Genomic DNA, 22,857 nt, shown 5'->3' with positions numbered 1-22,857 from the left:
AACCGCCGGCCCTGAGTCGACCGCCGGCCCTGAAAGTCGACCGCCGGCCCTGAGCCAACCGCTGGCACCGGCGGTCGACACCGCACCCCTCCGGACGGCCACCGAGATGCGACGGCTGCCCGGAGGGGTGCGCAGGCGGTCAGCCGAGCAGGTGGGGGCGGACCTCGTCGGCGACGGCGTCGCCGTACTCCTCGGCGAGGCGCTTGACGAAGGCGTCCCGGCGGATCTCGTACTCCTGCGCCCCCTGGTTCTCCAGCACCAGCGCCGCCGAGAGGCAGCCGACCTGGGCGGCCCGCTCCAGGGTCAGCCCCCAGGAGAGTCCGGCGAAGAATCCACCCCGGAAGCCGTCGCCGACCCCGGTCGGGTCGATCTCAGGAACGTCCCGAACGGCCGGCACGTGGATGCGCGGGACGTCCCGTCCCTCGATCTCCACGCCGTCCTTGCCGAGCGTGGTGACCCGGATGGTCACCCGGTCGAGGAGCTGGGCGTCGGTCAGGCCGGCCTTGCTCTGCAGCAGCGACTTCTCGTACTCGTTGGTGAGCAGGTAGGTAGCGCCGTCGATCAGGCCGGCGACGTCGCTGCCCTCCATCCGGGCGAGCTGCTGGGACGGGTCGGCGGCGAAGTGGTAGCCCCGTTCCCGGCACTCGGCCGAGTGGCGCAGCATCGCCTCGGGGTCGTTGGCTCCGACCAGCACCAGGTCGAGACGGCCGATCCGCTTCGCGACCGGGGCCAGCTCGATGTTGCGGGCCTCGCTCATCGCCCCGGCGTAGAAGGACGCGATCTGGCACATGTCGGTGTCGGTGGTGCAGACGAACCGGGCGGTGTGCGCGACCTCGCTGACGTGCACCGAGTCGCAGTCGACCCCGTGCCGCTCCAGCCAGGAGCGGTAGTCGGCGAAGTCGGCGCCGACCGCGCCGACCAGCACCGGGGTCAATCCGAGCTGGGCCATCCCGAAGGCGATGTTCGCGGCCACGCCACCGCGCCGGACGATGAGGTCGTCGATGAGGAAGGACAGCGAGACCTTGTCCAACTGGTCGGCGATGAGCTGGTCGGCGAACCGCCCGGGGAAGCTCATCAGGTGGTCGGTCGCGATCGAGCCGGTCACGGCGATCTTCATGTCAACCCTCGCGGTCGGGGAGCAGAGCGCCGGTCAGCCTACCGGCCCGGCCATCTTCGCACCGGCCGGCCGGTCGGGACATGGCCCTTCGAGCGGTGCTCGAGAGCATGGGCGGCCACACGGAGGTGGCGGGTGTCGGCGCGGGTGGTAGGAGGGGTCCCCTGCAGTACGGAAATCACCTGCAAGGGGCCCCTGCTACCAGCAAAAAGGGGCGGGGCGGGGCGCGGATGACGGGCGGTACGAGAAACGGCGGGGCCGCCCCCGTGAGGGGCGGCCCCGCCGTCGGGCCCGGGTGGTGGGACTCAGCTGAACGAGTCGCCGCAGGCGCAGGAGCTGCCCGCGTTCGGGTTGTCGATGGTGAAGCCCTGGGCGTCGATCCGGTCGGCGAAGTCGATGGTGGCGCCGGTCAGGTAGGGGGCGCTCATCCGGTCGACGACGACCTCGACACCATCGAAGTCACTGACGATGTCCCCGTCGAGGGAACGCTCGTCGAAGAAGAGCTGGTACCGCAGGCCGGAGCAGCCGCCCGGCTGCACCGCGACCCGGAGCCGCAGGTCGTCGCGGTCCTCCTGCTCGATCAGGGCCTTGACCTTCTGCGCCGCGACGTCGGTGAGGACGACGGTCGTGGGGGCCTTGGCCTCGGTCGAGTCGGTCTGCGCTGGCGTGGTCACGTGGAATTCTCCCTGCGCGTCGGTGTGGTCTCTCCTGGCCAACGTCCTCGCCGGTCCAGTGATTCCCACTGTGGTCCAGGTCTGATTGTAGGCCGCCCCGGGGCGGGACGGCCCGGTCGGCGGGTCAGCCGCCCGAATGCCACAGGCACCGACGGCCGTCAGCGGCTCCACTGCCGGGCCAGCCGGGCACCCAGCGCCCGCAGTCCCTCGGCCGGGCGACCCATGGCCGCCTCGATCCCGCCATGTTCCTCCCCACCGAAGTGTTCGACCAGGCTGTACGTGTCGGTCACCCCGGCCGAGGCGGCCTCGCGCCGGCCGGTGCTGACCCGGCCCGCCACCACCACGCAGGGCACGCCCCGGTCCCGGGCCGCGCCGGCCACCCCGGCGACCACCTTGCCGCGCAGCGACTGGTGGTCGAACGAGCCCTCACCGGTGATCACCAGGTCCACCGCGTCGAGCGCGGCGTCCAGGCCGATCGCCCGGGTGACCAGCCCGATGCCGGACTCGCACCGGCCGCCGAGGGCGAGGACCGCCGCGCCGAGTCCGCCGGCCGCGCCGCCGCCGGGCAGCGCGCCGAGCCCCGCCGGGCACCCCGGCAGGTCCCTCTCCAGTACGCCCGCGAACCGCTCCAACGCCGCGTCGAGCAGCAGCACGTCCTCGCGGGTGGCTCCCTTCTGCGGGCCGTAGACGTTGCTCGCCCCGTGCAGCCCGAGGAGCGGGTTGTCCACGTCGGTGGCGGCGACCAGGGTGGCGTCGCGCAGTCGGGGCGTCCCGTCCAGGCCGGCCACGGCGGCCAGCGCCGCCCCGCCGTACGGCAGGGCGTGGCCGGTGTCGTCGAGCGGGGTCGCGCCCAGCGCGGCGAACATCCCGGCGCCGGCGTCGTTGGTGCCGGAGCCCCCCAGCCCGACCACCACGGTCCGCGCGCCGTGCTCGACGGCGGCGGTGACCAGCAGCCCCAGCCCGTACGACGTGGTGGCCTTCGGATCGCGCTCGGCGGCGGCGAGCAGGTGCAGCCCGCACGCCTGGGCGCTCTCGAGGTACGCGGTCCCGTCGTCGGTGAGCAGGATCTCCCCCGTCGTCGCACGGCCCAGCGGGTCGACCGTCGGTACGGGCACCCGCCGGCCGCCGAGCGCGTCGGCGAGGACCGCGACGAAACCGGGCCCACCGTCGGCGAGGGGACGGATGAGGAGTTCGTCACCGTCGGCGACCTCGCGCCAGCCGGCGGCCACCGCGTGGGCCACCTCCTGCGCCGGGAGGGTGCCGGCGAACTTGTCCGGACAGAGCAGCACACGCATGCCCAGCAGTGTGGCAGCCCACATCCGGGGAGGCTGCGCCACGGCCGTGCTGTGGGACCATGGGGTCGTGACTTCGACCTGGGTGGAACCCTCCAACACCGCGACGGCGCTGCTCCTTCTCGGCCGGGGCAGCGATCCCGCCACCGAGCGTGGCGTGGAGTGTCCGGGTGACCTGCCGGCGCCGAGCGACCCGGATCTGGTGGCCCGCGCGGCGGCGGCCAAGGCGGCGCTGGGCGACCGGGTCTTCGTGCTGGGCCACCACTACCAGCGCGACGAGGTGATCCAGTTCGCCGACGTGACCGGCGACTCGTTCAAGCTGGCCCGGGAGGCGGCGGCCCGCCCGGACGCCGAGTACATCGTCTTCTGCGGTGTGCACTTCATGGCCGAGAGCGCCGACATCCTCACCTCGGACGCGCAGAAGGTGATCCTGCCCGACCTGGCCGCCGGCTGCTCGATGGCCGACATGGCGGTGCTCTCGCAGGTGGAGACCGCCTGGGACGTGCTGACCGAGCTGGGCATCGCCGCCGACACCGTCCCGGTGACGTACATGAACTCCTCGGCCGACATCAAGGGGTTCGTCGGCCGCAACGGCGGCGTGGTCTGCACCTCGTCGAACGCCAAGCGGGCCCTGGACTGGGCGTACGAGCAGGGGTCGAAGGTGCTCTTCCTGCCCGACCAGCACCTCGGCCGCAACACCGCCGTGCTGGAGATGGGCTTCTCGCTGGACGACTGCGTGCTCTACGACCCGCACAAGCCGAACGGCGGGCTGACCCCCGGGCAGCTGCGGGACGCGCGGATGATCCTGTGGCGGGGGCACTGCTCGGTGCACGGCCGGTTCACCCTGGACAGCGTCGACGACGTCCGGCAGCGGGTGCCCGGGGTCAACGTGCTGGTCCACCCGGAGTGCCGGCACGAGGTGGTCAACGCCGCCGACCTGGTCGGCTCGACCGAGTACATCATCCGGACCATCGAGGCGGCCCCGGCCGGCTCGGCCTGGGCGGTGGGCACCGAACTGAACCTGGTCCGCCGGCTCGCGCTGGCCCACCCGGACAAGCAGATCATGTTCCTCGACAAGGCGGTCTGCTACTGCTCGACGATGAACCGCATCGACCTGCCGCACCTGGTGTGGGCGCTGGAGGAGCTGGTCGCCGGCCGGGTGGTCAACCAGATCACCGTCGATGCGGACACCGCCCACCACGCCCGGGTGGCACTGGACCAGATGCTGGCCCTCCCCGGGGCCTGACGACCGTCGGTGACGTGTGGGTGCGGAAACGTACCCCCCGTCACCCTTTCACAGCATGCGATGCGGTCTGCCCGAGTCATTCTCGTCACCGAGGGCTATGCTGCCCGAGCGACGACTGATCGAGCCGTTTACCACCGGCCGCAGTCCGGGTAGCGACGAGTCGCCGGCCCCTCAATCACCCCACACGGCAGCACCGACGCGCTGGAGGTTGCGTTGACCAACGACGTCCTGGTCGTACACGGAGGAACTCCGCTGGAAGGGCGGATCCGCGTGCGCGGCGCGAAGAACCTGGTCTCCAAGGCGATGGTCGCCGCCCTGCTCGGCGACAGCCCGAGCCGACTCTTCGACGTACCGAGGATCCGGGACGTCGAGGTGGTCCGGGGCCTGCTCGGCCTGCACGGCGTGAAGGTCAGCGACGGCCAGGAGGATGGCGAGCTGGTCTTCGACCCGGCGAACGTGGAGAGCGCGAGCACCGACCAGATCAACGTGCACGCCGGGTCGAGCCGGATCCCGATCCTGTTCTGCGGCCCGCTGCTGCACCGCCTCGGTCACGCGTTCATCCCCGACCTGGGTGGCTGCCACATCGGCCCCCGGCCGATCGACTTCCACCTCCAGGCACTGCGCGAGTTCGGCGCGACGGTCGACAAGACCCCGGAGGGGCTGCACCTGTCCGCGCCGAACGGGCTGCACGGCACCAAGTTCGCGCTGCCGTACCCGAGCGTCGGCGCGACCGAGCAGGTGCTGCTGACCGCGGTGATGGCCGAGGGCGTCACCGAGCTGCGCAACGCGGCGGTGGAGCCGGAGATCATCGACCTGATCTGCGTCCTCCAGAAGATGGGCGCGATCATCAAGGTGCACACCGACCGGGTGATCGAGATCCAGGGCGTGCCGAAGCTGCACGGCTACACCCACCGGCCGATTCCGGACCGGATCGAGGCGGCGAGCTGGGCGGCAGCGGCGCTGGCGACCCGGGGTCACGTCGAGGTGCTCGGCGCGCAGCAGGCCGACATGATGACCTTCCTGAACGTGTTCCGCTCGGTCGGCGGCGAGTACGAGGTGACCGACACCCGTCCGCCCCGGTTGGGTGACCTCGGCCAGGAGGGCGGCATCCGGTTCTGGCACCCGGGCGGCGAGCTGCACGCCACCGCGCTGGAGACCGACGTGCACCCCGGTTTCATGACCGACTGGCAGCAGCCGCTGGTCGTCGCGCTGACCCAGGCCCGGGGCCTGTCGATCGTCCACGAGACGGTCTACGAGCAGCGGCTCGGCTACACCGAGGCGCTCAACGCGATGGGTGCCAACATCCAGGTGTACCGGGACTGCCTGGGCGGCACCCCGTGCCGCTTCGGCCGGCGCAACTTCAAGCACTCGGCGGTGATCGCCGGACCGAGCAAGCTGCACGCCGCCGACCTGGTCATCCCGGACCTGCGGGCCGGGTTCAGCCACCTGATCGCCGCGCTCGCCGCCGAGGGGACCTCCCGGGTGTACGGCGTCGACCTGATCAACCGGGGCTACGAGGACTTCGAGGCGAAGCTCGCCGACCTCGGCGCGCACGTCGAACGCCCCTGACGGCGTACGCGACGAGGGGCTGGACCCGTCGGGCGGGACGTCGCGCCGGCGTGCGGGTGGGGTCGTGAGCCACCCGCCCGGCACGGCGCCGAACCGCCCCGTGCGGGCGTGACCCGTCCAACCCGACCGGCGGCCAGTGCACCGTGATGTGCACCGGCCGCCGATGGTTGGCTACCCTTCACCACGTGCCCTCGCTGTTTCGCCGCAAGTCCACCGCCGTCGCCGACGAGTCCGTCACCGAGGTGACGGTGGAGGAGACGTCCGCGTCTGCCCGCTCCCGGGGCTACACCCCGGCCAAGGGGCGCGAGACGCCGAAGCGCCCCACGGCCAACCGCCGGGTCGCCGCCGCCACCAAGCCGTTGAGCAAGGAGGAGGCCAAGGAGCGACGCCGCCGGCTGCGGGCCGAGGCGGCGGAGGAGTTCCGCCGCGAGGGCGGCCCCCGGGACCGGGGACCGGAGCGGCTGCTGGCCCGTAACGTGGTCGACGCCCGGCGTACCGTCGGCACCTGGTTCTTCGGCGGCGCGCTGGTCGTGCTGATCGGTTCGTCGGCCGCGATGCCGCCGACCGTGCGCCTGGTCTCGAACCTGCTCTGGGCGGCGCTGGCGATCGGCGTGGTGATCGACTCGATCCTGATCAGCCGCAAGATCAAGAAGCTGGTCCGCGAGCGCTTCCCGAACAGCGGCGAGCGGATGGGCTCGCTCTACCTCTACGCGATCATGCGCTCGATCACGTTCCGCAGGATGCGGGCCCCGGCTCCCCAGGTGAACCTCGGCGATCCGGTCTGACGTCCTTCCCAGGTGGTTGCAGGGGTCCCCTCCTCGCCAGAATGCGGTAACAGGGGACCCCTGCAACCACCACACACGCCCGCGCACCCCGCTCAGGTGCCGGTGGAGACCGCGGTCGCCCTGGCCGGCTGTCCGGTCCGGTAGAGGCGGGCCACGACGTCCTCGATGTCCGGCTCGACGATCGAGAGGTCGCGGAGCGTGGCGAGCCCGGCCAGCCCGGCGACCACCTCGGCCGCGCCCGCCGACTCCAGCGCGAAGACCAGCCGGTGCCCGTCGGCCTCCACCCGCTGCAACGGCGCGCCGGGCAGCGTCGGCGGATCGGACAGGGGGACGTCCAGCTCGGCGACCACCAGTCGGCGGGAGCCGTACCGGCGGTGCAGGGCGGCGATCGAGCCGTCGTGGACCACCCGGCCGTGGTCGATCACCACGAGACGCTGGCAGAGCCGCTCGATGTCGGCCAGGTCGTGCGTGGTCAGCACCAGTGTGGTGTCCCCGGCTCGGCCCAGTTCGGCGAGGAAACCCCGCACCGCCTGCCGGCTGACCACGTCCAGCCCGATGGTCGGCTCGTCGAGGAAGATCACCTGCGGGCCGTGCAGCAGGGCGGCGGTCAGCTCCCCGCGCATCCGCTGGCCGAGCGAGAGCTGACGGACCGGGGTGTCGAGGAAGGCGTCCAGGTCGAGCAGGTCCCGGCAGCGGCGCAGCCGGGCGGCGTGTGCGGCGGCCGGCACCCGGTAGACGTGCCGCAGCAGGTCGAACGAGTCCCGCAGGGGCAGGTCCCACCAGAGCTGGGACCGCTGCCCGAACACCACGCCGATGCCCAGAGCCAGCCGGGTCCGCCGGGCGACCGGCTCCAGACCGCAGACCCGCACCGTACCGCCGGTGGGGGTGAGCACGCCGGTGAGCATCTTCAGCGTGGTGGACTTCCCGGCCCCGTTCGGGCCGATGTAGCCGAGCATCTCGCCCCGTTCCACCCGCAGGTCCACGCCGTCGACGGCGGTGACGACCCGCTTGTGCCGGCGCAGCCGGCCGGCCCGGACCCGTACGGTGAACTCCTTGCGCAGCTCGTGCGCCTCGATGACGGTTCCGCTCATGACCCCGTACTCCGGTAGTGTCGGACACCGGTCCGCCACGCCGTGGCGGCGATCGCGGCGGCGACCACCGCGACGCCCGGCGAGGCCCAGCCCACCCAGGCCGGCAGGCCGAGCGGGTCGTCCCGGCCGAGCAGCGCCAGCGCCGGGTGGTAGCTGACGAAGGCGAAGCCGAGACCGTACGCGAAGACGGCGCGGAACCAGCCCCCGAAGACCGTGATCGGGTACGAGGTGAAGTCCCGCCCGCCGTAGGTGACCGAGTTGGCCAGTTCCCCCGACTCGACCCAGTAGAACGAGACGGTCGCGGTGGCCACGAAGACCGAGCCGAAGAAGACCACCCCGGCCAGCGGGGCGAGGATCACCAGCGCCGCCCGCGCCGGGGTCCACTCGATCCCGGCCGTGCCGACCGCCACCACCAGGACTGCCAGCCCGAAGACCACCCGGGAGACCTTGCGCAGCGGCAGGTCCATCAGCAGCAGTTGCGGCAGCGCGCCGAGTGGGCGCAGCAGCACCGTGTCGAACAGGCCGGTGCGCACGTACCGGGGTAACCGCTCGATGTTGCCGACCAGCAGGTCGGCGGTGGCGAAGGCGCAGGCGGAGAGGGCGACCATCACGAACGTCTCGCGCAGGGTGAAGCCGCCGAGTTCGCGGGTCACCCCGAAGAGGACGAAGACGGTGAGCACGTCGAAGACGGTCGCCCCGACGTTGCCCAGCAGGTCGACGGTGAACGACACCCGGTACGCGGTCTGCGACCGTGCCTGCGCGCCGAGCAGCGCCCGGTACGCGGCGAGCGTCGTGCCGGCCGGGTCAGCCACCCTGCACCACCAGCCGACGCTCGGCCCGGCGCTGCACCACCCGGCAGGACGCCAGGATCAGCACCGTCCAGACCACCTGGATCCCGACCAGGGCGAGCGAGACCGGCGGCGGGTCGACCTCGACCAGCACGTCGAGCGGGGTCTGGAAGAGACTCGGGAACGGGGTGACGATCCACAGCGTCTGGTGGAGCCCCTCCGGCAGGAAGCGCAGCGGGAAGTAGAGCCCGGCCAGCAGACCGGAACTGAGCGTCCAGAGGATCATCGGGCCCCGGACGTCGTGCAACCAGTAGGCGGTGGCGTTGACCAGGTACCGGCAGCCGAAGCTGGCCACCACCGCCAGCAGCACCGACAGCAGGAACAGCAGCGCGGTGGACCAGCGGGTCGGCAGGTAGACCTCGAAGAAGAGCGGGCCGACCAGCACCGGCGGCACCATGCGGGCCAGCACCGCGTAGCCGGCGCGGCCCAGGTCGGTGGCGAGGTGGCTGGTCACCGGATCGACCGGGCGGAGCAGGTCGCTGACCACGTCCCCGGTGCGGATCCGGTCGGCCAGTTCGGTCCAGCCCCAGAGCAGGACCACGGTGAGCAGTCCCTGCCCCATCCAGACGAAGGTCGCCAGCCGGGCCGGGTCGTAACCGGCGACCGAGCCGGCCTGCCGGGCCACGGCGAGCAGGAGGTAGCAACGGAGGAAGCCGAAGACGGTGTTGGTGACGACCCCGGCCACCGCAGCCTGCCGATACGTTGAGTAACGCCGGAATCCCGATCCGACTATCGCGGCAAATGTCCGAAACCATAGGATAACGTGTGAGTGCCGGGCCGGTCCCACAGTGGCGGTGACGGAGCCCACGCCGTTACCCTCCTTCCGCAGCCACGCAGTGCCGGACCGGGCGACTCTACCGACACGCCCGGACTGCCAGCGCGACAATTTCCGACGAGGTGACACCGCCGTGAGCGACCGACGCGATCCGGCTCCCCGGGCGCGGCGCGCGGGCGGGCGGAAGGTCACCGGATGAGCGGGTACGACCGCTGGCGTGACCTGGGCGAACCTTCCTGGATGGTCGAGCCGACCAGGGAGTGGCACCCCCAGTTCCCGGGGCAGCGCTACCCCGGCGACATCGGCATCCAGCAGGTCCCGTTCCGCGGCGACCGGCACCGGGGCACCGCCACCGGCCGGGCCGAGGTCGTCCCGCTGGTGCCGCTCGACCAGGACGGCCGGTACCGGCGACCGCCGCTCTGGGACGACCATGGCGACCCCGACGGGCAGGGCTGGCACGGCCGGCGGGACGAGCACCGGGTCGAGGACCCGTACGCCCGGCCGCCCGCCGGATGGCCGGCGCCGCCGGAGCGCCACCCGGCGGAGCCACCCGCGACCACGGGGTGGCGGACCGACCCGCCGGCCGACCCGCCCCGTGCCGACATCCGGCACCAGGCACCCGGCTGGACCGTCGACCGCGAGCGGCCCCGGGAACCGGACCGCACCGTCGGCTGGCACGGCGACCGCCCGCACCACGGTCCCGACGGGTGGGCGACGACGGCCCGCGACGTCCGGCCACACCCGCCGGTCTCCCCCGCGCCCCGCCACGAGCCGGGTTGGCTGCCGGAGCCCGGAGAACTCCCCCCGTACGGCGCGCGCCGGCACGACGCGCCCGACCACATCGTGCCCGGGTACGACCGTCCGGCCGGCGGGGCGGACGGCCACCGGGACGGCGGGAACGCACGCCGCGCCCCGGAGCGGGAGTCGTTCCGACCATCGGTCGCCCCGGAGCGGGAGTCGTTCCGACCGCCGGCCGCCCCGCCCGAACCGCCGGCGGGCACCACCTCCGCATGGCCCGACCGTCCGGCCAGCGGGCCGGACCGGCGATGGTCAGGTGAGCGGAACGAGGGCCGCGCCCACCAGCAACGCTCCCCGGAGGACGGTCACGCCCGTCCGCAGTGGTTCCGGGACGACCCCCGGGCCTACCCGCGACGGCCCGCCGGCCGGGACGAGCTGTCGCCGCGTCCACCGTGGTCGGCCGGTCGACACGAACCCGCACCCCGTACCCCGGACTGGCCCCGGGGGGACGACGAGACCACCCAGGCGTGGTCGTACCCGGGACGGCCGGGTGTGCCCGAAGCCGCCCGGTCGCAGCCGCAGGACGCCCCCGGGCACACCCGACCGGGAGACGTGCCGGAGGACGCCCGATCGTGGAGCGCGCCGGAGGCCGCCCACCCGCCGTCCCGGACTGCCCCGGAGGACGCGTCACTGCCGTGGATCGCCCCGGACGACACCGGGTCCCGAGGGTGGGGCACCCGGCCGGCGGAGCCGACCGCGACCCACCGGGAGTGGTCCCCGGAGGTCGAGGACACCGCACGCATCGTCTCGGCCCGGTCGGCGGCTCAGGACGAGAAGCGCGTGCCCGACGAGGACCGCCTGACGGCGGAGGATCTGCGCCCGGTCACCTCGCCACCGGTGGCACCACCCGCCACCACGCCGACCGTGCCGCCGGCGCCCTCCCCGGTCTCCGACGAGGCCCCGCCACCGGTGGCGGGGTCCGCCGCCGCCGTACCGGTCCACGGTGGACCCGCGATCCCGTCGGCCGCCGCTCCGCCCCTCGGTGGACTCCGCCTGGGGTTCCTGCCCTCCCCCGGAGCCGGACGCGCCACCGGCCCCGAGCCGGAGGACGACCACCATCAGCCGGAGCCGGCCCGCCCGACGTCGGTGGCGGCGGATACCAGCCACGCCGAGGCGGTGCCCGGCCATGACCGCCCCGCGCCGGACACCGGGGACGTCGTCCCCGGGACGCCGACCGACCGGACCACCGACGCACCGGACGTCGGAGTCGACGCCGACGGACCGGACGGCGGGGTCGACGTGGACGTTTCCGAGCGCACCGGCTCCGGCGTGCCGTCGGACGACGCCCGCCCGGAGGACGACACCGCGGAGGCGACGGACGACCGCCCCGGCACGCCGGGCCCGGCCACCGCCACCGCCACCGCCACCGCCACCGCCACCGACGAGCCGATGCCGGAAACGGCGGTGGTGGAGCCGACGACCGACACTGTCGACACCCGACCGGAGCCGGATCGACCCGAGCCCGTCGGGACCACCGGGCCGGCGACGCCGAACGGTGACACCCACGGAGCCATCCGGGACGCTCCCGACGCCGGGCCGGACGACGGCGCCGACACCGGACACGAGTTCACCCGGAGCCTCGGCCACGAACGAGGGCCGGACGGCGTTTCAGCCCAGCCCCGCCAGGTCGCTGACCGTGAGCCGTCGGACGGACCGCGTCAGGCCGCCGGCCACGGCCACGTCGACCCGACCGGCACGCCGGACGATGACGCGGTCGCCCCTGCTGCGCCGGAGCCGGCCGGCGCGACCGCACCGGTCGCCTACGCGGCTGACGGCGTCGGGCCCGTGTCACCGGTCGGGCCGGTGTCCGCCCCACCGACGGGCGACACACCCGGGTCGGCTCCCCCGGTCTGCGCCGTACCGGTGTCCGCTCCCCCGGTCTCCGACGCGTCCGGGGCAGCGTCGTCGGTCCCGCCCACCGAGGAGGCGACCGCGGAGCCGCAGCCAGAGGCCGCTGCCGACGGGTCGACACCGGACGAACCGGAACCCGAGGCGTCCACAGAGGATTCTCCGCCTCCGGCGGCCACGACGGCGGTCCCGGTCTCGTCCCCCGTGATGCCGGTGTCCGGAGACCGGGCTACGGACCAGGCCGTCGAGGACCGGCCGGTCGGAATGGCGCCGGCACCCACCGGGTGGAGTGCTCCGGCGGTCACGCCGTCCCACCCGGTTCCACCGCCCGGCGGTCCGGGGCCGACGTCGGCTGCCCCAGCCCCGTCGGACCCGTCGCGGCCGGACACGTCGCCGTCGGACACGTCGCGACCGGACTCGTCGCGACCGGACACGCCGCGACCGGACACGTCGCCGTCGGCACCTCCGGTCGCGGCCGAGTTGCAGGGTGCCGACGCCTGGTTCCGCCCGAAGCAGCCGGTACGCCCCACGTCCCCGTCGACGCCCGAGCCGGATGGGCGGGGTCCGGTGCCCGGTCCCCAGCCGGATCTCCCTCCCGCCACCGCCCAGCCTCCCGCCCCCACCCCGGCGTCCCCGGTTTCGGCACCCCCGGCCTTCCGCCCGGCCGTCGCGCCCGGAGGATCCGCCCCGACCCCGCCGGGGCGTCCCGTCTCCGGGCCTCCGCACCGACCGGTCTCCGCGCCGTCCGGCCAGTCCCTGTTCACGCCGTCCCCGGGACGGGTGTGGGGCGGCCCGGCACCGGGGTGGACGAGCCCGTCCCGGTCCGATCCGGAGAAGTGGCTGGCCGGACGCCGCTGGCGGCTCCACCCGGAGACGCTGCGGGAGGTGGTGGACGCGCCGGACGCCCTCCGGGAGGCCCGGCACGGCCTGACCGAGATGCTGGGCCACGTCGCCGACGACCGGTCACGCGCCCGGCTGCTCAGCCTCCGGGCGGTGGCCAACCGGCTGTTGGGTGACCTCGACGACGCGCTCGACGACGGCCGGCACGCGCTGACCCACGCGGAAGCCACCGGCGAACTGCGACGCACCGCGCTGGTGCGGGCCCGGCTGGCCCGGGTGCTCCAGTGGCGGGGCGAGTATGCCGAGGCCGACTGCCTTCTCACCGAGGCGAACTCCCCGGAGCTGCCCGACCGCCTCCGGGCCACCCTGCACGAGCACCTCGCCCGCTCCTGCTACGAGCAGGGTCGGCACGTCGAGGCCTGCCAGCACTTCGAGCGGGCGCTGGACCTGCGTCGGGGCGAGGACCGTGAGCTGATCGCGCGCACCGGGGTGGCGCTGGACGCGGTCCTCGCGAAGGCCGCCGCGGAGGGTTTCGGGCCGCTGCCCCGGGCCCGCGAGGAGATCCTCCGCACGCACCGGCCGCCGGTGCCGACCCTGGACGAGGAGCGGCAGCTCTGGGGGTACGCCGACGTCGAGGGCGAGCTGGTCGTCGCCGCCGGGTACGCCGAGGTGCAGCCGTTCCGCGAGGGGGTCGCCTGGGTACGCCGTCCGGACGTCGACGGCTGGGAGCTGATCGACGACACCGGGACGACCCTGATCGATCCGTCCTACCTCGCCGTCCGCTCGTTCTCCGACGGCCTGGCCTGGGTGTCCCGGGACGGCTCCGGCGGCTGGCAGGCGGTCGACACCGCCGACCGGGTGGCCGTCCCGTCGCGCTTCGACGACGTGCGGCCGTTCCGGCGCGGGGTCGCGGCGGTCCGGGTCGACGGCGCCTGGGGCGCGGTCGACCGGTCCGGGCGGATGGTCGTGCCGCCGAGGTACGACGGCTTCACCACCCCGCTCGCCGACGGGCGGTACGTCGACGGCTTCACCGACGAGGGGCTGGCCGTGGTGGATCTGGGCGGCCGGCGCGGGGTGCTGGACCGGTCCGGCCGGACGGTCGTCGCACCGGAGCACACCGCGGTGGTCGTCCACCCGGTCGCCTTCCTGGTGCGGGACGCGGCCGGCCGGTGGGGCGCGCTGGACCGGCGGGGCGAGCCGCTGATCGAGCCGGCACACGGCAGCCGGGACCGCCTGACGGCGGAGATCGAACACCTGCTGGCGGACACCGAACCGCTGCTCTGACCGGACCCGGTGCGCCGGGTCGGCCCGCCTGGCGGGACCGGATCCGGGCTAGGGTCGGGGCATGAAATTCCGTCACCTGGGCCGTTCGGGCCTGATGGTCAGCGAAATCTCGTACGGCAACTGGATCACCCACGGGTCGCAGGTCGAGGAGGAGGCCGCGCTGGCCTGCGTCCGGGCCGCGCTCGACGTCGGCATCACCACCTTCGACACCGCCGACGTCTACGCCGCCACGCGTGCCGAGGAGGTCCTCGGGCGGGCGCTGCGTGGCGAGCGCCGCGAGGGGCTGGAGATCTTCACCAAGGTCTTCTGGCCGACCGGTCCGGGGCGCAACGACCGGGGGTTGTCCCGCAAGCACATCATGGAGTCGATCAACGGCTCGCTGCGCCGGCTGGGCACCGACTACGTGGACCTCTACCAGGCCCACCGGTACGACTACAGCACCCCGCTGGAGGAGACGATGGAGGCGTTCGCCGACATCGTCCACTCCGGCAAGGCGCACTACATCGGGGTCTCGGAGTGGAAGGCGTCGCAGATCCGCGAGGCCCACCAGCTCGCCCGTGAGCTGCGCATCCCCCTGGTCTCCAACCAGCCGCAGTACTCCATGCTGTGGCGGGTCATCGAGGCCGAGGTGATCCCCACCAGCGAGGAGTTGGGTGTCGGTCAGATCGTCTGGTCGCCGATGGCGCAGGGCGTCCTCTCCGGCAAGTACCTGCCGGGGCAGCCACCGCCGGCCGGTTCCCGGGCCACCGACGAGAAGTCCGGCGCGGCGTTCGTCGCGAGGTTCCTCACCGACGAGGTGCTGACCGCCGTGCAGCGGCTCAGGCCGCTCGCCGAGCAGGCCGGGCTGAGCATGGCCCAGCTCGCGATCGCCTGGGTGCTCCAGAACCCCAACGTCTCGTCCGCGATCGTCGGCGCCTCCCGCCCGGAGCAGGTGCACGACAACGTCAAGGCCAGTGGCGTGAAGCTCGACGCGGACCTGCTCAAGGCCATCGACGAGATCGTCGGCCCGATCACCGAGCGGGACCCGGGCAAGACGGAGAGCCCGGCCCGGCGGCCCTGAACCGCCGTACCGGTCCGGGGCCCGTCGGCGTGGTACCGACACGGCCCCGGACCGGCCCTGGGGCGCAGCTCGCGGACCGGCGGCCGGTGACGGCCGCGAAAGGGCGGAACCGGCCGGGTCAGGACTCCCAGAACCGGATCAGGTCGAGCCCGTGCGCGTAGAGCGGCGCGGGCAGGCCGAGGACGTCGCCGACGGCGAAGACCGCGCCGAAGAACCACCCGGCGATCCGCGGGTTCCACAGCAGGGCGAAGAGCAGGATGAACCCGTACGGCGCGAACAGGTCGTACATCCGTCGCCACTGGGGGTTGAGCCACGGCTGGAGCATGTTGCCGCCGTCCAGCCCCGGCACCGGGAGCAGGTTGAGCGCGCTCGCGGTGACCTGGAGGAACGCCAGCAGCGCCAGGGCCGCCAGGAACTCCAGCGGGGCGGGGCCGGTCAGCCGCAGTGCCAGGATCAGCACCAGGGCGAACAGCACGTTGGTGGCGGGACCGGCGAGGCTGACCAGGGTGTGCCGCAGCCGGCCGGGGATCCGGTGCCGGTCCACCCAGACCGCGCCGCCGGGCAACCCGATGCCGCCGAGCAGCACCACCACCACCGGCAGCACGATCGACAGCAGCGGGTGGCTGTACTTCAACGGGTTGAGGGTCAGGTAGCCCCGGTGCGCCCCGCTCCGGTCACCGGCCCGGAAGGCCACGACCGCGTGGGCGTACTCGTGCAGGCAGAGCGAGACCAGCCAGCCGGAGACGACGAACAGGAACACGTCCAGCCGGACGTTGCCCACCCGGTGCCAGGTGAGCACGGCACTGGTGACGAAGAGCGCGACCAGGGCGAGGAAGACCGGACTGGGCCGGAACGCCGCCCGGGGCACGCCGAGCACCAGCGCCTCGCCCTCCGGGCGGTCGTACCCGGTCACTCGGCCGCGGGCGCGAGGCTCATCCGGTACTCGACCCGGTCGTCCTCGACCAGGTCGACCGCGGTGACACCGGACGAGGCGAGCTGCCGCCAGGTCTGCCCGATCCAGGACTCGGCGTCCGCCTGGCTGCTGAACGTCTCGGTGGGCCCGTCCACCGACTCGCCGTTCGCGCCCTCGTACCGCCAGCTCCACGGCATGCCGTGTCTCCCCTCGCTGATGCGTCCCGCCCGGGACGGCCGTTGCCAGCCTAGTCGGCGTACCGGCTCCGGGACATGGACGGCCGTCCCGCCCGGTGCCTAGTGCAGCAGATCGCAAGTCCTGTTCCGGTTGCTGGTGACGCTGTGTGACGGTCATGCGGCCTTGGCTAGGTCGTCCCGGGTGGGCTTTTGGTGCTGGGGGTGGCGTGCGAGGTAGCGGGCGTGCTCGGCGTCGGCGTCGTAGCGCCAACGGTAGGGGCGGGCGGTGCGGTTGTAGCGGATGGTGAACGCGGTGATCTTGGCTTCGAGGTCGTCGCGGGATGTGAAGTCGCCGCCGCGCAGGACGCGGCGGGTCAGGGCGGAGAACCACTGCTCGATCATGTTCAGCCAGCTGGCGTGCTTGGGAGTGTGGGTCACGCTGAAACGGGGGTGGGCGGCGAGCCAGGCGCGGGTGGCCTTGGACGTGTGGGAGGAGCCGTTGTCCATGACCAGGTGGATGCGCAGGGCGGGGTCGGTGTTGCGGTCGAGCATGGCCAGGAAGCGGATGAAGTGCGCGGAGTCGTTGCGCTCGATGCGCTCGGCGACCACCTGGCCGGTGGCCACGTCCATGGCGGCGACGATGGAGACGGTCCCGTGGCGCTTGTACTCGAACTCCACGCGCCGGTCACGGCCGGGCAGCGGGCTCTGGGTGGGGCGGATGCGAGAGCGGGCCTGGATGCCGGTCTTCTCGTCAACGCTGACGAGGAGAGTGTCAGCGGGGATGTCGAGGTAGAGGCGGCACACAGCGCCGGCCTTGGCCCAGAACGCGTCATCGTCGGCACGGTTGAGCCAGCCGCGGACCTTGTGTGGGCGCACCCTGGCCTCGGTCAGGGTGCGGCGCACGGTCGCGCGCGAGAGCGCCATGCCTCGTTCGGCCAGATGCTCGGCGATCAGCGTCTGAGTCCAGCGGGCGGCCCCCTCGGGAGGCAGGGAGGTGGCCACGGCGATGACGGCCAAGCGCTCGCTGGGCCCGTACCGTTCGGGCCGCCCGCTGCGCGGGCGGTCGAACAGGCCCGGCACGCCGCGGCGTACGAAGCGCAGCCGCCACCGGCGCACGGCCGGCTCGCTGCAGCCCACTTCGACGGCAATCGCGCTGTTGGCCAGACCGTCGGCGGCCAGCAGCACGATCCTTGCGCGCAGCGCGACTGCCTGCGGGCAACTCGCGGCGCCGACCATGGCCAGCAGCTTGCGCCGCCGACGGGCGCTCAGATGCAGCGCGGCGGCGGGCGGATGGGCCATCGGGGACACTCCGGGACGAGAGAGGACAGGGGTAGCAGCCATCATGCCGCGCGCGTCCCCGGACCCGGCCGGACCGGCAGTGCGCGACACTCTCCCCGTGCCCGTTCCGCCACGCCCGCTCAAGGAAGAGGTCGACGACCACGTCGACCACCGCGCCATCACCAGCGGCCGCTGGCCCGCCCTCACCGAAGTCGACACCCGCTGGCGCGGCTCCTTCGGCTACTTCGCGGCTCTGATCGGCCCAGAGGAAAAGCAGGAGCGCATCCCGCTGTGCCGCATCGAGTACCTCGGCGGCAACCGGTGGGCCTTCGCCCTCTACGACCCCGCCTCCAACTCCTACACCCCCCAACACCTGCACACCGGCCAGTGGGAGGGCAGCCCCGACGACGCCTTCGACACGGCCGCCCTCGTCCACCTCGCCGACTACGAAGCGTAAGCAAACACAGGACACTCATCCCGAACAGGACTTGCGACCTGCTGCACTAGCATCCCGCGCCGCCCGGCGCGGTGGTTTGCGGGTTCCCCGCCGCCACCGCCACCGGCCGCGTCATGCTCGCCCCGGGGCCGTCGGTGCGGGACTGGGGGTGCGGTGGTGCGGGACGTGGCGGTGACGCCGGTGGTCAGCGGCGTCGGGGCCGGCGGACTGGCCGGCATGGTGTGGGAGAACGCCCGCCGGGACCCGGAGGCGGTGCAGTTTCTCCGCCCGGACCCGGACCACCGGGCCTGGCCGTCGCCGCAGCGGACGGTCGACGCCGCGCCGGTGACCTGCCGGCAGTTCCGCGACGAGGTGACCGCCCTGGCGCGGGGATTCGTGGCGGTCGGGGTGGCGGCCGGGGACCGGGTGGGACTGATGAGCCGGACCCGGTACGAGTGGACCCTGGTCGACTACGCCCTCTGGTCGATCGGCGCGGTGCCGGTGCCGGTGTACGAGACGTCGAGCGCGGACCAGGTGGCCTGGATCCTCGCCGACTCGGGAGCCGTGGCATGCGTGGTGGAGACCCCCGGCCACGCCCGGACGCTGGCCGGGTTGCGATCTGACCTGCCGGCGCTGCGGCGGGTCTGGCAGATCGACGCCGGCGCCTTGGTGGACCTGGTCGAGCGGGGGCACGCCGTCGACCCGGAGGCCGTGGCCGCCCGGCGGTGCGCGGTGGGTGGCGACGACGTCGCGACGATCATCTACACCAGCGGCACCACCGGTCGACCGAAGGGCTGCGTGCTGACGCACCGCAACATCCTGCTCGACGTCGGCAACGCGACCGCCGTCCTGCCGGAGCTGTTCCGCGCGGAGGCGTCCACGGTGCTGTTCCTGCCCCTGGCGCACGCGTTCGCCCGGCTGGTCCAGCTCGGTGCGGTACGGGCCCGCACGACGCTGGTGCACGTCGCCGACCCGACCGGGGTGGTCGACCAGCTCCAGCGGTTCCGTCCGACGTTCGTGCTGGCGGTGCCGAGGGTGTTCGAGAAGCTGCACGACCGGGTCCGGCAGCGGGCTGGCGACGGGCGGCGGGCCACGGTCCGGGGGTGGGCGACCGAGGTCGCGTACCGGGTCGCGGTGGCGTACAGCCGCCGCCTGGACACCGCCGCCGGCCCGGGGACGGCGCTGCGCCTGGCGCACCGGCTCTGCGACCTGGTCGCGTACCGGCGGGTGCGACGGGTGCTGGGGGGCCGGTGCCGGCTGGCGTTCGTCGGCGGCGCGCCGCTGAGCGAGGGGATGGCGCACTTCTTCCGGGGAGCCGGGATCCTCCTGCTGGAGGGGTACGGGCTGACCGAGACCTCCCCCGCGCTGACGGTGAACCGCCCCTCGGCGCTGCGGATCGGCACGGTCGGCCGGCCCCTGCCCGGCGTCCGGCTGGCGATCGCCGGTGACGGGGAAATCCTCGTCCAGGGCGACGTGGTGTTCCGGGGGTACTGGAACAACCCGGAGGCGACCCGGCAGACGTTCACCGCCGACGGGTGGCTGCGCACCGGTGACCTCGGCAGCCTCGACGCCGACGGCTACCTGCGGATCACCGGGCGGAAGAAGGAGATCATGGTCACCGCGTCCGGCAAGAACGTGGCACCCGCGCCGATCGAGGCCCGCGTCCGCGCGCACCCCCTGGTCAGCCAGTGCATGCTGGTCGGCGACGGGCGACCGTACGTGGCCGCGCTGATCACCGTCGACCCGCAGGAGTTCTCCCGGTGGCGGGACGCGCGCCGGCGGTCGGGTGCCACGGTGGCCGAGCTGCGCGAGGACCCCGCCCTGCGCAGGGAGATCCAGACCGCGGTCGACCGGGCCAACCGGTCCGTCTCCCACGCGGAGGCGGTGAAGACCTTCCGGATCCTGCCCCGTGATCTCACCGAGGCCGCCGGGGAGCTCACCCCCACCTCCAAGATCCGGCGGGACGTGGTGCGCGAGCGGTACGCCGCCGACGTGGCCGCCCTCTACCCCGACCGCTGAGGTACGTCGCACCTGCGGGGTCGGAACGCGAACGGTGGCCTAAGGTACGGGCATGTCCGTAGACGGGTGCAACACGGTCCTGGTGCTCGGCGGTACCCGATCCGGGAAGTCCGAGTTCGCCGAATCGCTGGTGGCCGACGCGGCCACGGTCCGCTATGTGGCGACCGCGGCCGGGGCTGATCCCGACGACGCGGAGTGGGCGGCCCGCCTGGAGGCGCACCGCAGCCGACGCCCGGAGACCTGGACCACCGAGGAGACCGGCGACGACCCGCGCCGGCTGGCCGACGTGATCGCCTCCGCGCAGCCGCACGAGACGCTGCTCGTGGACGACCTCGGTGGCTGGGTGACCGTGCTGCTCGACCCCGTCCACCAGCCGGCCGACGACACGGCCACCATCGCCGAACTGGCCGACGCGGTCCGGTCCTGCCCGGCGCGGCTGGTGCTGGTGAGCCCCGAGGTGGGGCTCTCGCTGGTGCCGACCACCCCGCTCGGGCGGGCCTTCACCGACGCGCTCGGGTCAGCCAACCGGGCCGTCGCCGACGCCTGTGACGCGGTGGCGCTGGTGGTCGCCGGCCAGCCCTGCTGGTTGAAGGCCGGCACCCCGCCGACCATCTCGTCCACGGCCGGCACGATCTCGCGGAACGCGACCCGGGCGAGCGTCCCGGCGCAGGCCGGCCGGTCGGACGCCGCCGCCGGCCCGGACACCGGCGCCCCGGCGGTGGAACCCGACCTGCCCGACGTGCTCACCCCGCTCGTTCCGCCGGCCGCGGAGCCGGCGGACGGGACGGCCTGGGCCGCGCCGACCATGGCACTGCCGATGATCGCCACCGGCCTGGTCATTCAGAACGGCATGGAGCTGCCGCTGCCGGACGAGTACGCCGGCCCGCAGGCCGTGGACCGTCTCGCCGCCCGGGACCTGCCGGGGGCGGGGCTGGGGGTGCTGGAGCGGGTGGTCGGCTTCGCCGCCGCCACCCAGGGCACGCCGAACCCGCAGCCGTGGGGGTCGGTCCGGGTGTTGCTGCTGCACGGCGACCACCAGGGCGGGGTCTCCGCCGGAACGCCCGCTGGCGAGTCGGCCCGACGGGCCGCGCAGGCCCGCACCGGCGTCGGGGTGCTGGCCCGCCTCGCCGCCGAGAACGGCGCGACCCTCCAGGTGGTGGACGCGCCCACCGCCGCGCCGATCGAGAACGGTCCGGCGCTGACCGCCGAGGCGGTCGAGTCGGCACTGCGGCACGGGTGGCGGCTCGCCGAGGAGGCCGCCGACGCGGGGATGCACCTGCTGGTGCTGGCGGCGTGCGGCGCCGGCACGGAAGCCGCGGCGGCGGCGGTGCTGGCCGCGACGGCCGGCGCGGAACCGCCGGCCGTGCTCGGCCGGGTGGTGCGCGACGGCACGGTCGACGACACCGCGTGGATGACCCGCTGCGCGACGGTCCGCGACGCCCTGCACCGGACCCGCCGCTCGTCCCGCGAGGCGAAGGCGGTCCTGGCCGAGCTGGGCGGCGGTGACATCGCGGTGGCCACCGGCATCCTGCTCGGCGCGACCGCCCGGCGCCTGCCGGTGCTGCTGGACGGCCCGGTGGGCCTGGCGGCCGGCATGGTCAGCCGGGACCTGGCCGGGCAGGCGCGGCACTGGTGCCTGCTGCCCGACCACGGCGGGCAGCCGGCCGTCCGGCTCGCCGCCGACGTGCTCGGTCTGGTTCCCCTGCTCGACCTGCGGCTCGACCTCGGTGAGGGGGCGAACGCCCTGGCCGCGCTGCCGCTGCTGCGCTCGGTGCTGGCGCTGGCCGCCGCGCTCCCCGCCCGCGGCGACGACGCCGACCCCACCGGCGAGCCGGCCGACGACGAGGAGGCATCCGAGTTCGCCGAACCGGAGCCGACCGGCCCCGGACCGGCCACCACCGGCTCGGACGACGAGGAGCGGGCGTACGTTCCCGGCCGGCATGCCGGCTGAGCCACCGACCACGCCCTGCTGCTCATCACGCCCGGGCAGTCCGGTGCGGGTCGCCGCCGCGGTCCGCCATGCCGACTGAGTCCCGGCTCGGTGCCGGCCTGCGGCTGGCGGTCACCACGTTCACCACCGCGCCGGTGCGTCCCGGCCGGGTGGACCGGGCCACCGCCGGCACGGCGATGGCCGTCGCGCCGCTGGTCGGGGCCGTACTCGGGGTGGTCCTGGGCGGGGTGCTGCTCGGCCTGTCCGTCGTGGCCCCGCCGCTGGTCGCCGCCGTGGTGACGGTCGGCTGCGGCGCGCTGCTCACCCGGGGCCTGCACCTGGACGGGCTGGCCGACACGGTCGACGCGCTCGGGTCGTACCAGCAGGGGCCCGCCGCGTTGGAGATCATGAAGAAGCCGGACGTGGGGCCGTTCGGGGTGGCCGCGCTGGTGCTCGTCCTCCTGGTGCAGAGCGCGGTGCTCGCGGACCTGGCCGCCCGGTCGTGGCCGGCGGCGCTCGCGGCGGTGGTCACCGCGACAGCCGCCGGCCGGCTCGGGGTGACCGTCGCCTGTCGGCACGGGGTCCCGGCGGCCCGTCCGGAAGGGCTCGGTGCGCTGGTGGCCGGCACGGTCGGGCCGGTCACGGTCGCCGCCGGGGCGGTCGCCGTCGCGCTGCCGGCGCTCGCGGCGGTTCCGGGCCGCCCGTGGCAGGGGCCGCTCGCCGTCGCCGTGGCACTCACCGCCGTCCTCGCGCTCCTGCGCCATCTGGTACGCCGCCTCGGCGGAATCACCGGCGACGTGCTCGGCGCGAGCGTCGAGGTCGCCACGACCCTGGTCTACCTGGGAGTCGTGCTGTCCGGCTGAGAACGGCTCACCATGCCG

At 74.1% G+C, this 22,857-nt stretch carries 18 protein-coding genes; 9 read left to right on the top strand and 9 right to left on the bottom strand.

Going from position 1 to position 22,857, the window contains the following annotated elements:
* Window positions 1–139: 139 nt before the first annotated feature.
* From GA0074694_RS17530 to GA0074694_RS17520, 3 genes are all read right to left on the bottom strand, one after another.
* Window positions 140–1,117: a carbohydrate kinase family protein gene (locus GA0074694_RS17530; protein ID WP_091459705.1), complete on the bottom strand. Its 978-nt coding sequence runs from the start codon at window positions 1,115–1,117 to the stop codon at window positions 140–142.
* A 302-nt stretch (window positions 1,118–1,419) separates the two neighbouring features.
* Window positions 1,420–1,788: an iron-sulfur cluster insertion protein ErpA gene (gene erpA, locus GA0074694_RS17525; protein WP_091459703.1), complete on the bottom strand. Its 369-nt coding sequence runs from the start codon at window positions 1,786–1,788 to the stop codon at window positions 1,420–1,422.
* A gap of 158 nt (window positions 1,789–1,946) precedes the next feature.
* Window positions 1,947–3,107 carry a glycerate kinase family protein gene (locus GA0074694_RS17520; protein WP_176737990.1) on the bottom strand — a complete coding sequence of 387 codons (1,161 nt, stop codon included), beginning with the start codon at window positions 3,105–3,107 and terminating at the stop codon, window positions 1,947–1,949.
* A 43-nt stretch (window positions 3,108–3,150) separates the two neighbouring features.
* Between GA0074694_RS17520 and nadA the strand changes: the two genes are divergently transcribed.
* The 3 genes from nadA to GA0074694_RS17505 all read left to right on the top strand — a co-directional run bounded on the left by nadA (window position 3,151) and on the right by GA0074694_RS17505 (window position 6,680).
* Window positions 3,151–4,326 (top strand): quinolinate synthase NadA, encoded by a 1,176-nt coding sequence (gene nadA, locus GA0074694_RS17515; RefSeq protein ID WP_091463343.1) that lies wholly within the window; start codon window positions 3,151–3,153, stop codon window positions 4,324–4,326.
* 213 nt (window positions 4,327–4,539) lie between these two features.
* Window positions 4,540–5,895 (top strand): UDP-N-acetylglucosamine 1-carboxyvinyltransferase, encoded by a 1,356-nt coding sequence (gene murA, locus GA0074694_RS17510; protein WP_091459700.1) that lies wholly within the window; start codon window positions 4,540–4,542, stop codon window positions 5,893–5,895.
* Between the two features lie 146 nt (window positions 5,896–6,041).
* Window positions 6,042–6,680, top strand: coding sequence for a DUF3043 domain-containing protein (locus GA0074694_RS17505; RefSeq protein ID WP_091459699.1), 639 nt, complete (start codon window positions 6,042–6,044; stop codon window positions 6,678–6,680).
* 92 nt (window positions 6,681–6,772) lie between these two features.
* Here the strand turns inward: GA0074694_RS17505 and GA0074694_RS17500 are convergent, their stop codons facing one another.
* Genes GA0074694_RS17500 through GA0074694_RS17490 form a run of 3 tightly spaced genes read right to left on the bottom strand, consistent with a single transcriptional unit; the run spans window position 6,773 to window position 9,427 of the window.
* Window positions 6,773–7,771 (bottom strand): ABC transporter ATP-binding protein, encoded by a 999-nt coding sequence (locus GA0074694_RS17500; RefSeq protein WP_091459698.1) that lies wholly within the window; start codon window positions 7,769–7,771, stop codon window positions 6,773–6,775.
* Window positions 7,768–8,583, bottom strand: coding sequence for an ABC transporter permease (locus GA0074694_RS17495; RefSeq protein ID WP_091459697.1), 816 nt, complete (start codon window positions 8,581–8,583; stop codon window positions 7,768–7,770). The genes GA0074694_RS17500 and GA0074694_RS17495 overlap by 4 nt, the downstream gene beginning before the upstream one ends.
* Window positions 8,576–9,427, bottom strand: coding sequence for an ABC transporter permease (locus GA0074694_RS17490; protein WP_091459696.1), 852 nt, complete (start codon window positions 9,425–9,427; stop codon window positions 8,576–8,578). The genes GA0074694_RS17495 and GA0074694_RS17490 overlap by 8 nt, the downstream gene beginning before the upstream one ends.
* A gap of 162 nt (window positions 9,428–9,589) precedes the next feature.
* Here GA0074694_RS17490 and GA0074694_RS33680 point away from each other — a divergent pair, with 162 nt between their 5' ends.
* Both GA0074694_RS33680 and GA0074694_RS17480 read left to right on the top strand, forming a co-directional pair.
* Window positions 9,590–14,164, top strand: a complete 4,575-nt coding sequence (locus GA0074694_RS33680; RefSeq protein WP_281190091.1) for a WG repeat-containing protein — start codon at window positions 9,590–9,592, stop codon at window positions 14,162–14,164.
* Between the two features lie 61 nt (window positions 14,165–14,225).
* Window positions 14,226–15,224 (top strand): aldo/keto reductase family protein, encoded by a 999-nt coding sequence (locus GA0074694_RS17480; RefSeq protein WP_091459695.1) that lies wholly within the window; start codon window positions 14,226–14,228, stop codon window positions 15,222–15,224.
* A 118-nt stretch (window positions 15,225–15,342) separates the two neighbouring features.
* On the opposite strand, the gene GA0074694_RS17475 is transcribed toward GA0074694_RS17480, so the two are convergent.
* The 3 genes from GA0074694_RS17475 to GA0074694_RS17465 form a co-directional block, all read right to left on the bottom strand.
* Window positions 15,343–16,137: a site-2 protease family protein gene (locus GA0074694_RS17475; RefSeq protein ID WP_091459694.1), complete on the bottom strand. Its 795-nt coding sequence runs from the start codon at window positions 16,135–16,137 to the stop codon at window positions 15,343–15,345.
* Entirely contained in the window at window positions 16,134–16,334 is a 201-nt protein-coding gene (locus GA0074694_RS17470) for a hypothetical protein (protein WP_091459693.1), read from the bottom strand. The genes GA0074694_RS17475 and GA0074694_RS17470 overlap by 4 nt, the downstream gene beginning before the upstream one ends.
* A gap of 153 nt (window positions 16,335–16,487) precedes the next feature.
* A complete protein-coding gene (locus GA0074694_RS17465; RefSeq protein WP_245714574.1) occupies window positions 16,488–17,612 on the bottom strand; it encodes an IS630 family transposase in 1,125 nt (374 codons plus the stop codon).
* Between the two features lie 97 nt (window positions 17,613–17,709).
* Here GA0074694_RS17465 and GA0074694_RS17460 point away from each other — a divergent pair, with 97 nt between their 5' ends.
* From GA0074694_RS17460 to cobS, 4 genes are all read left to right on the top strand, one after another.
* Window positions 17,710–18,048: a hypothetical protein gene (locus GA0074694_RS17460; protein ID WP_141713988.1), complete on the top strand. Its 339-nt coding sequence runs from the start codon at window positions 17,710–17,712 to the stop codon at window positions 18,046–18,048.
* Window positions 18,049–18,204: 156 nt separating this feature from the next.
* Window positions 18,205–20,046, top strand: a complete 1,842-nt coding sequence (locus GA0074694_RS17455; protein WP_091463341.1) for an AMP-dependent synthetase/ligase — start codon at window positions 18,205–18,207, stop codon at window positions 20,044–20,046.
* Between the two features lie 52 nt (window positions 20,047–20,098).
* Window positions 20,099–21,997: a bifunctional adenosylcobinamide kinase/adenosylcobinamide-phosphate guanylyltransferase gene (gene cobU / locus GA0074694_RS17450; RefSeq protein ID WP_091459692.1), complete on the top strand. Its 1,899-nt coding sequence runs from the start codon at window positions 20,099–20,101 to the stop codon at window positions 21,995–21,997.
* A gap of 68 nt (window positions 21,998–22,065) precedes the next feature.
* Window positions 22,066–22,839, top strand: a complete 774-nt coding sequence (gene cobS, locus GA0074694_RS17445) for an adenosylcobinamide-GDP ribazoletransferase (RefSeq protein WP_091459691.1) — start codon at window positions 22,066–22,068, stop codon at window positions 22,837–22,839.
* Window positions 22,840–22,857 lie beyond the last annotated feature (18 nt).

Source organism: Micromonospora inyonensis (genome assembly GCF_900091415.1).
Classification (GTDB): Bacteria; Actinomycetota; Actinomycetes; order Mycobacteriales; family Micromonosporaceae; genus Micromonospora; species Micromonospora inyonensis.
Note: the sequence above shows the minus strand (reverse complement) of the source record. Positions and strands in the feature narration are given on the sequence as shown.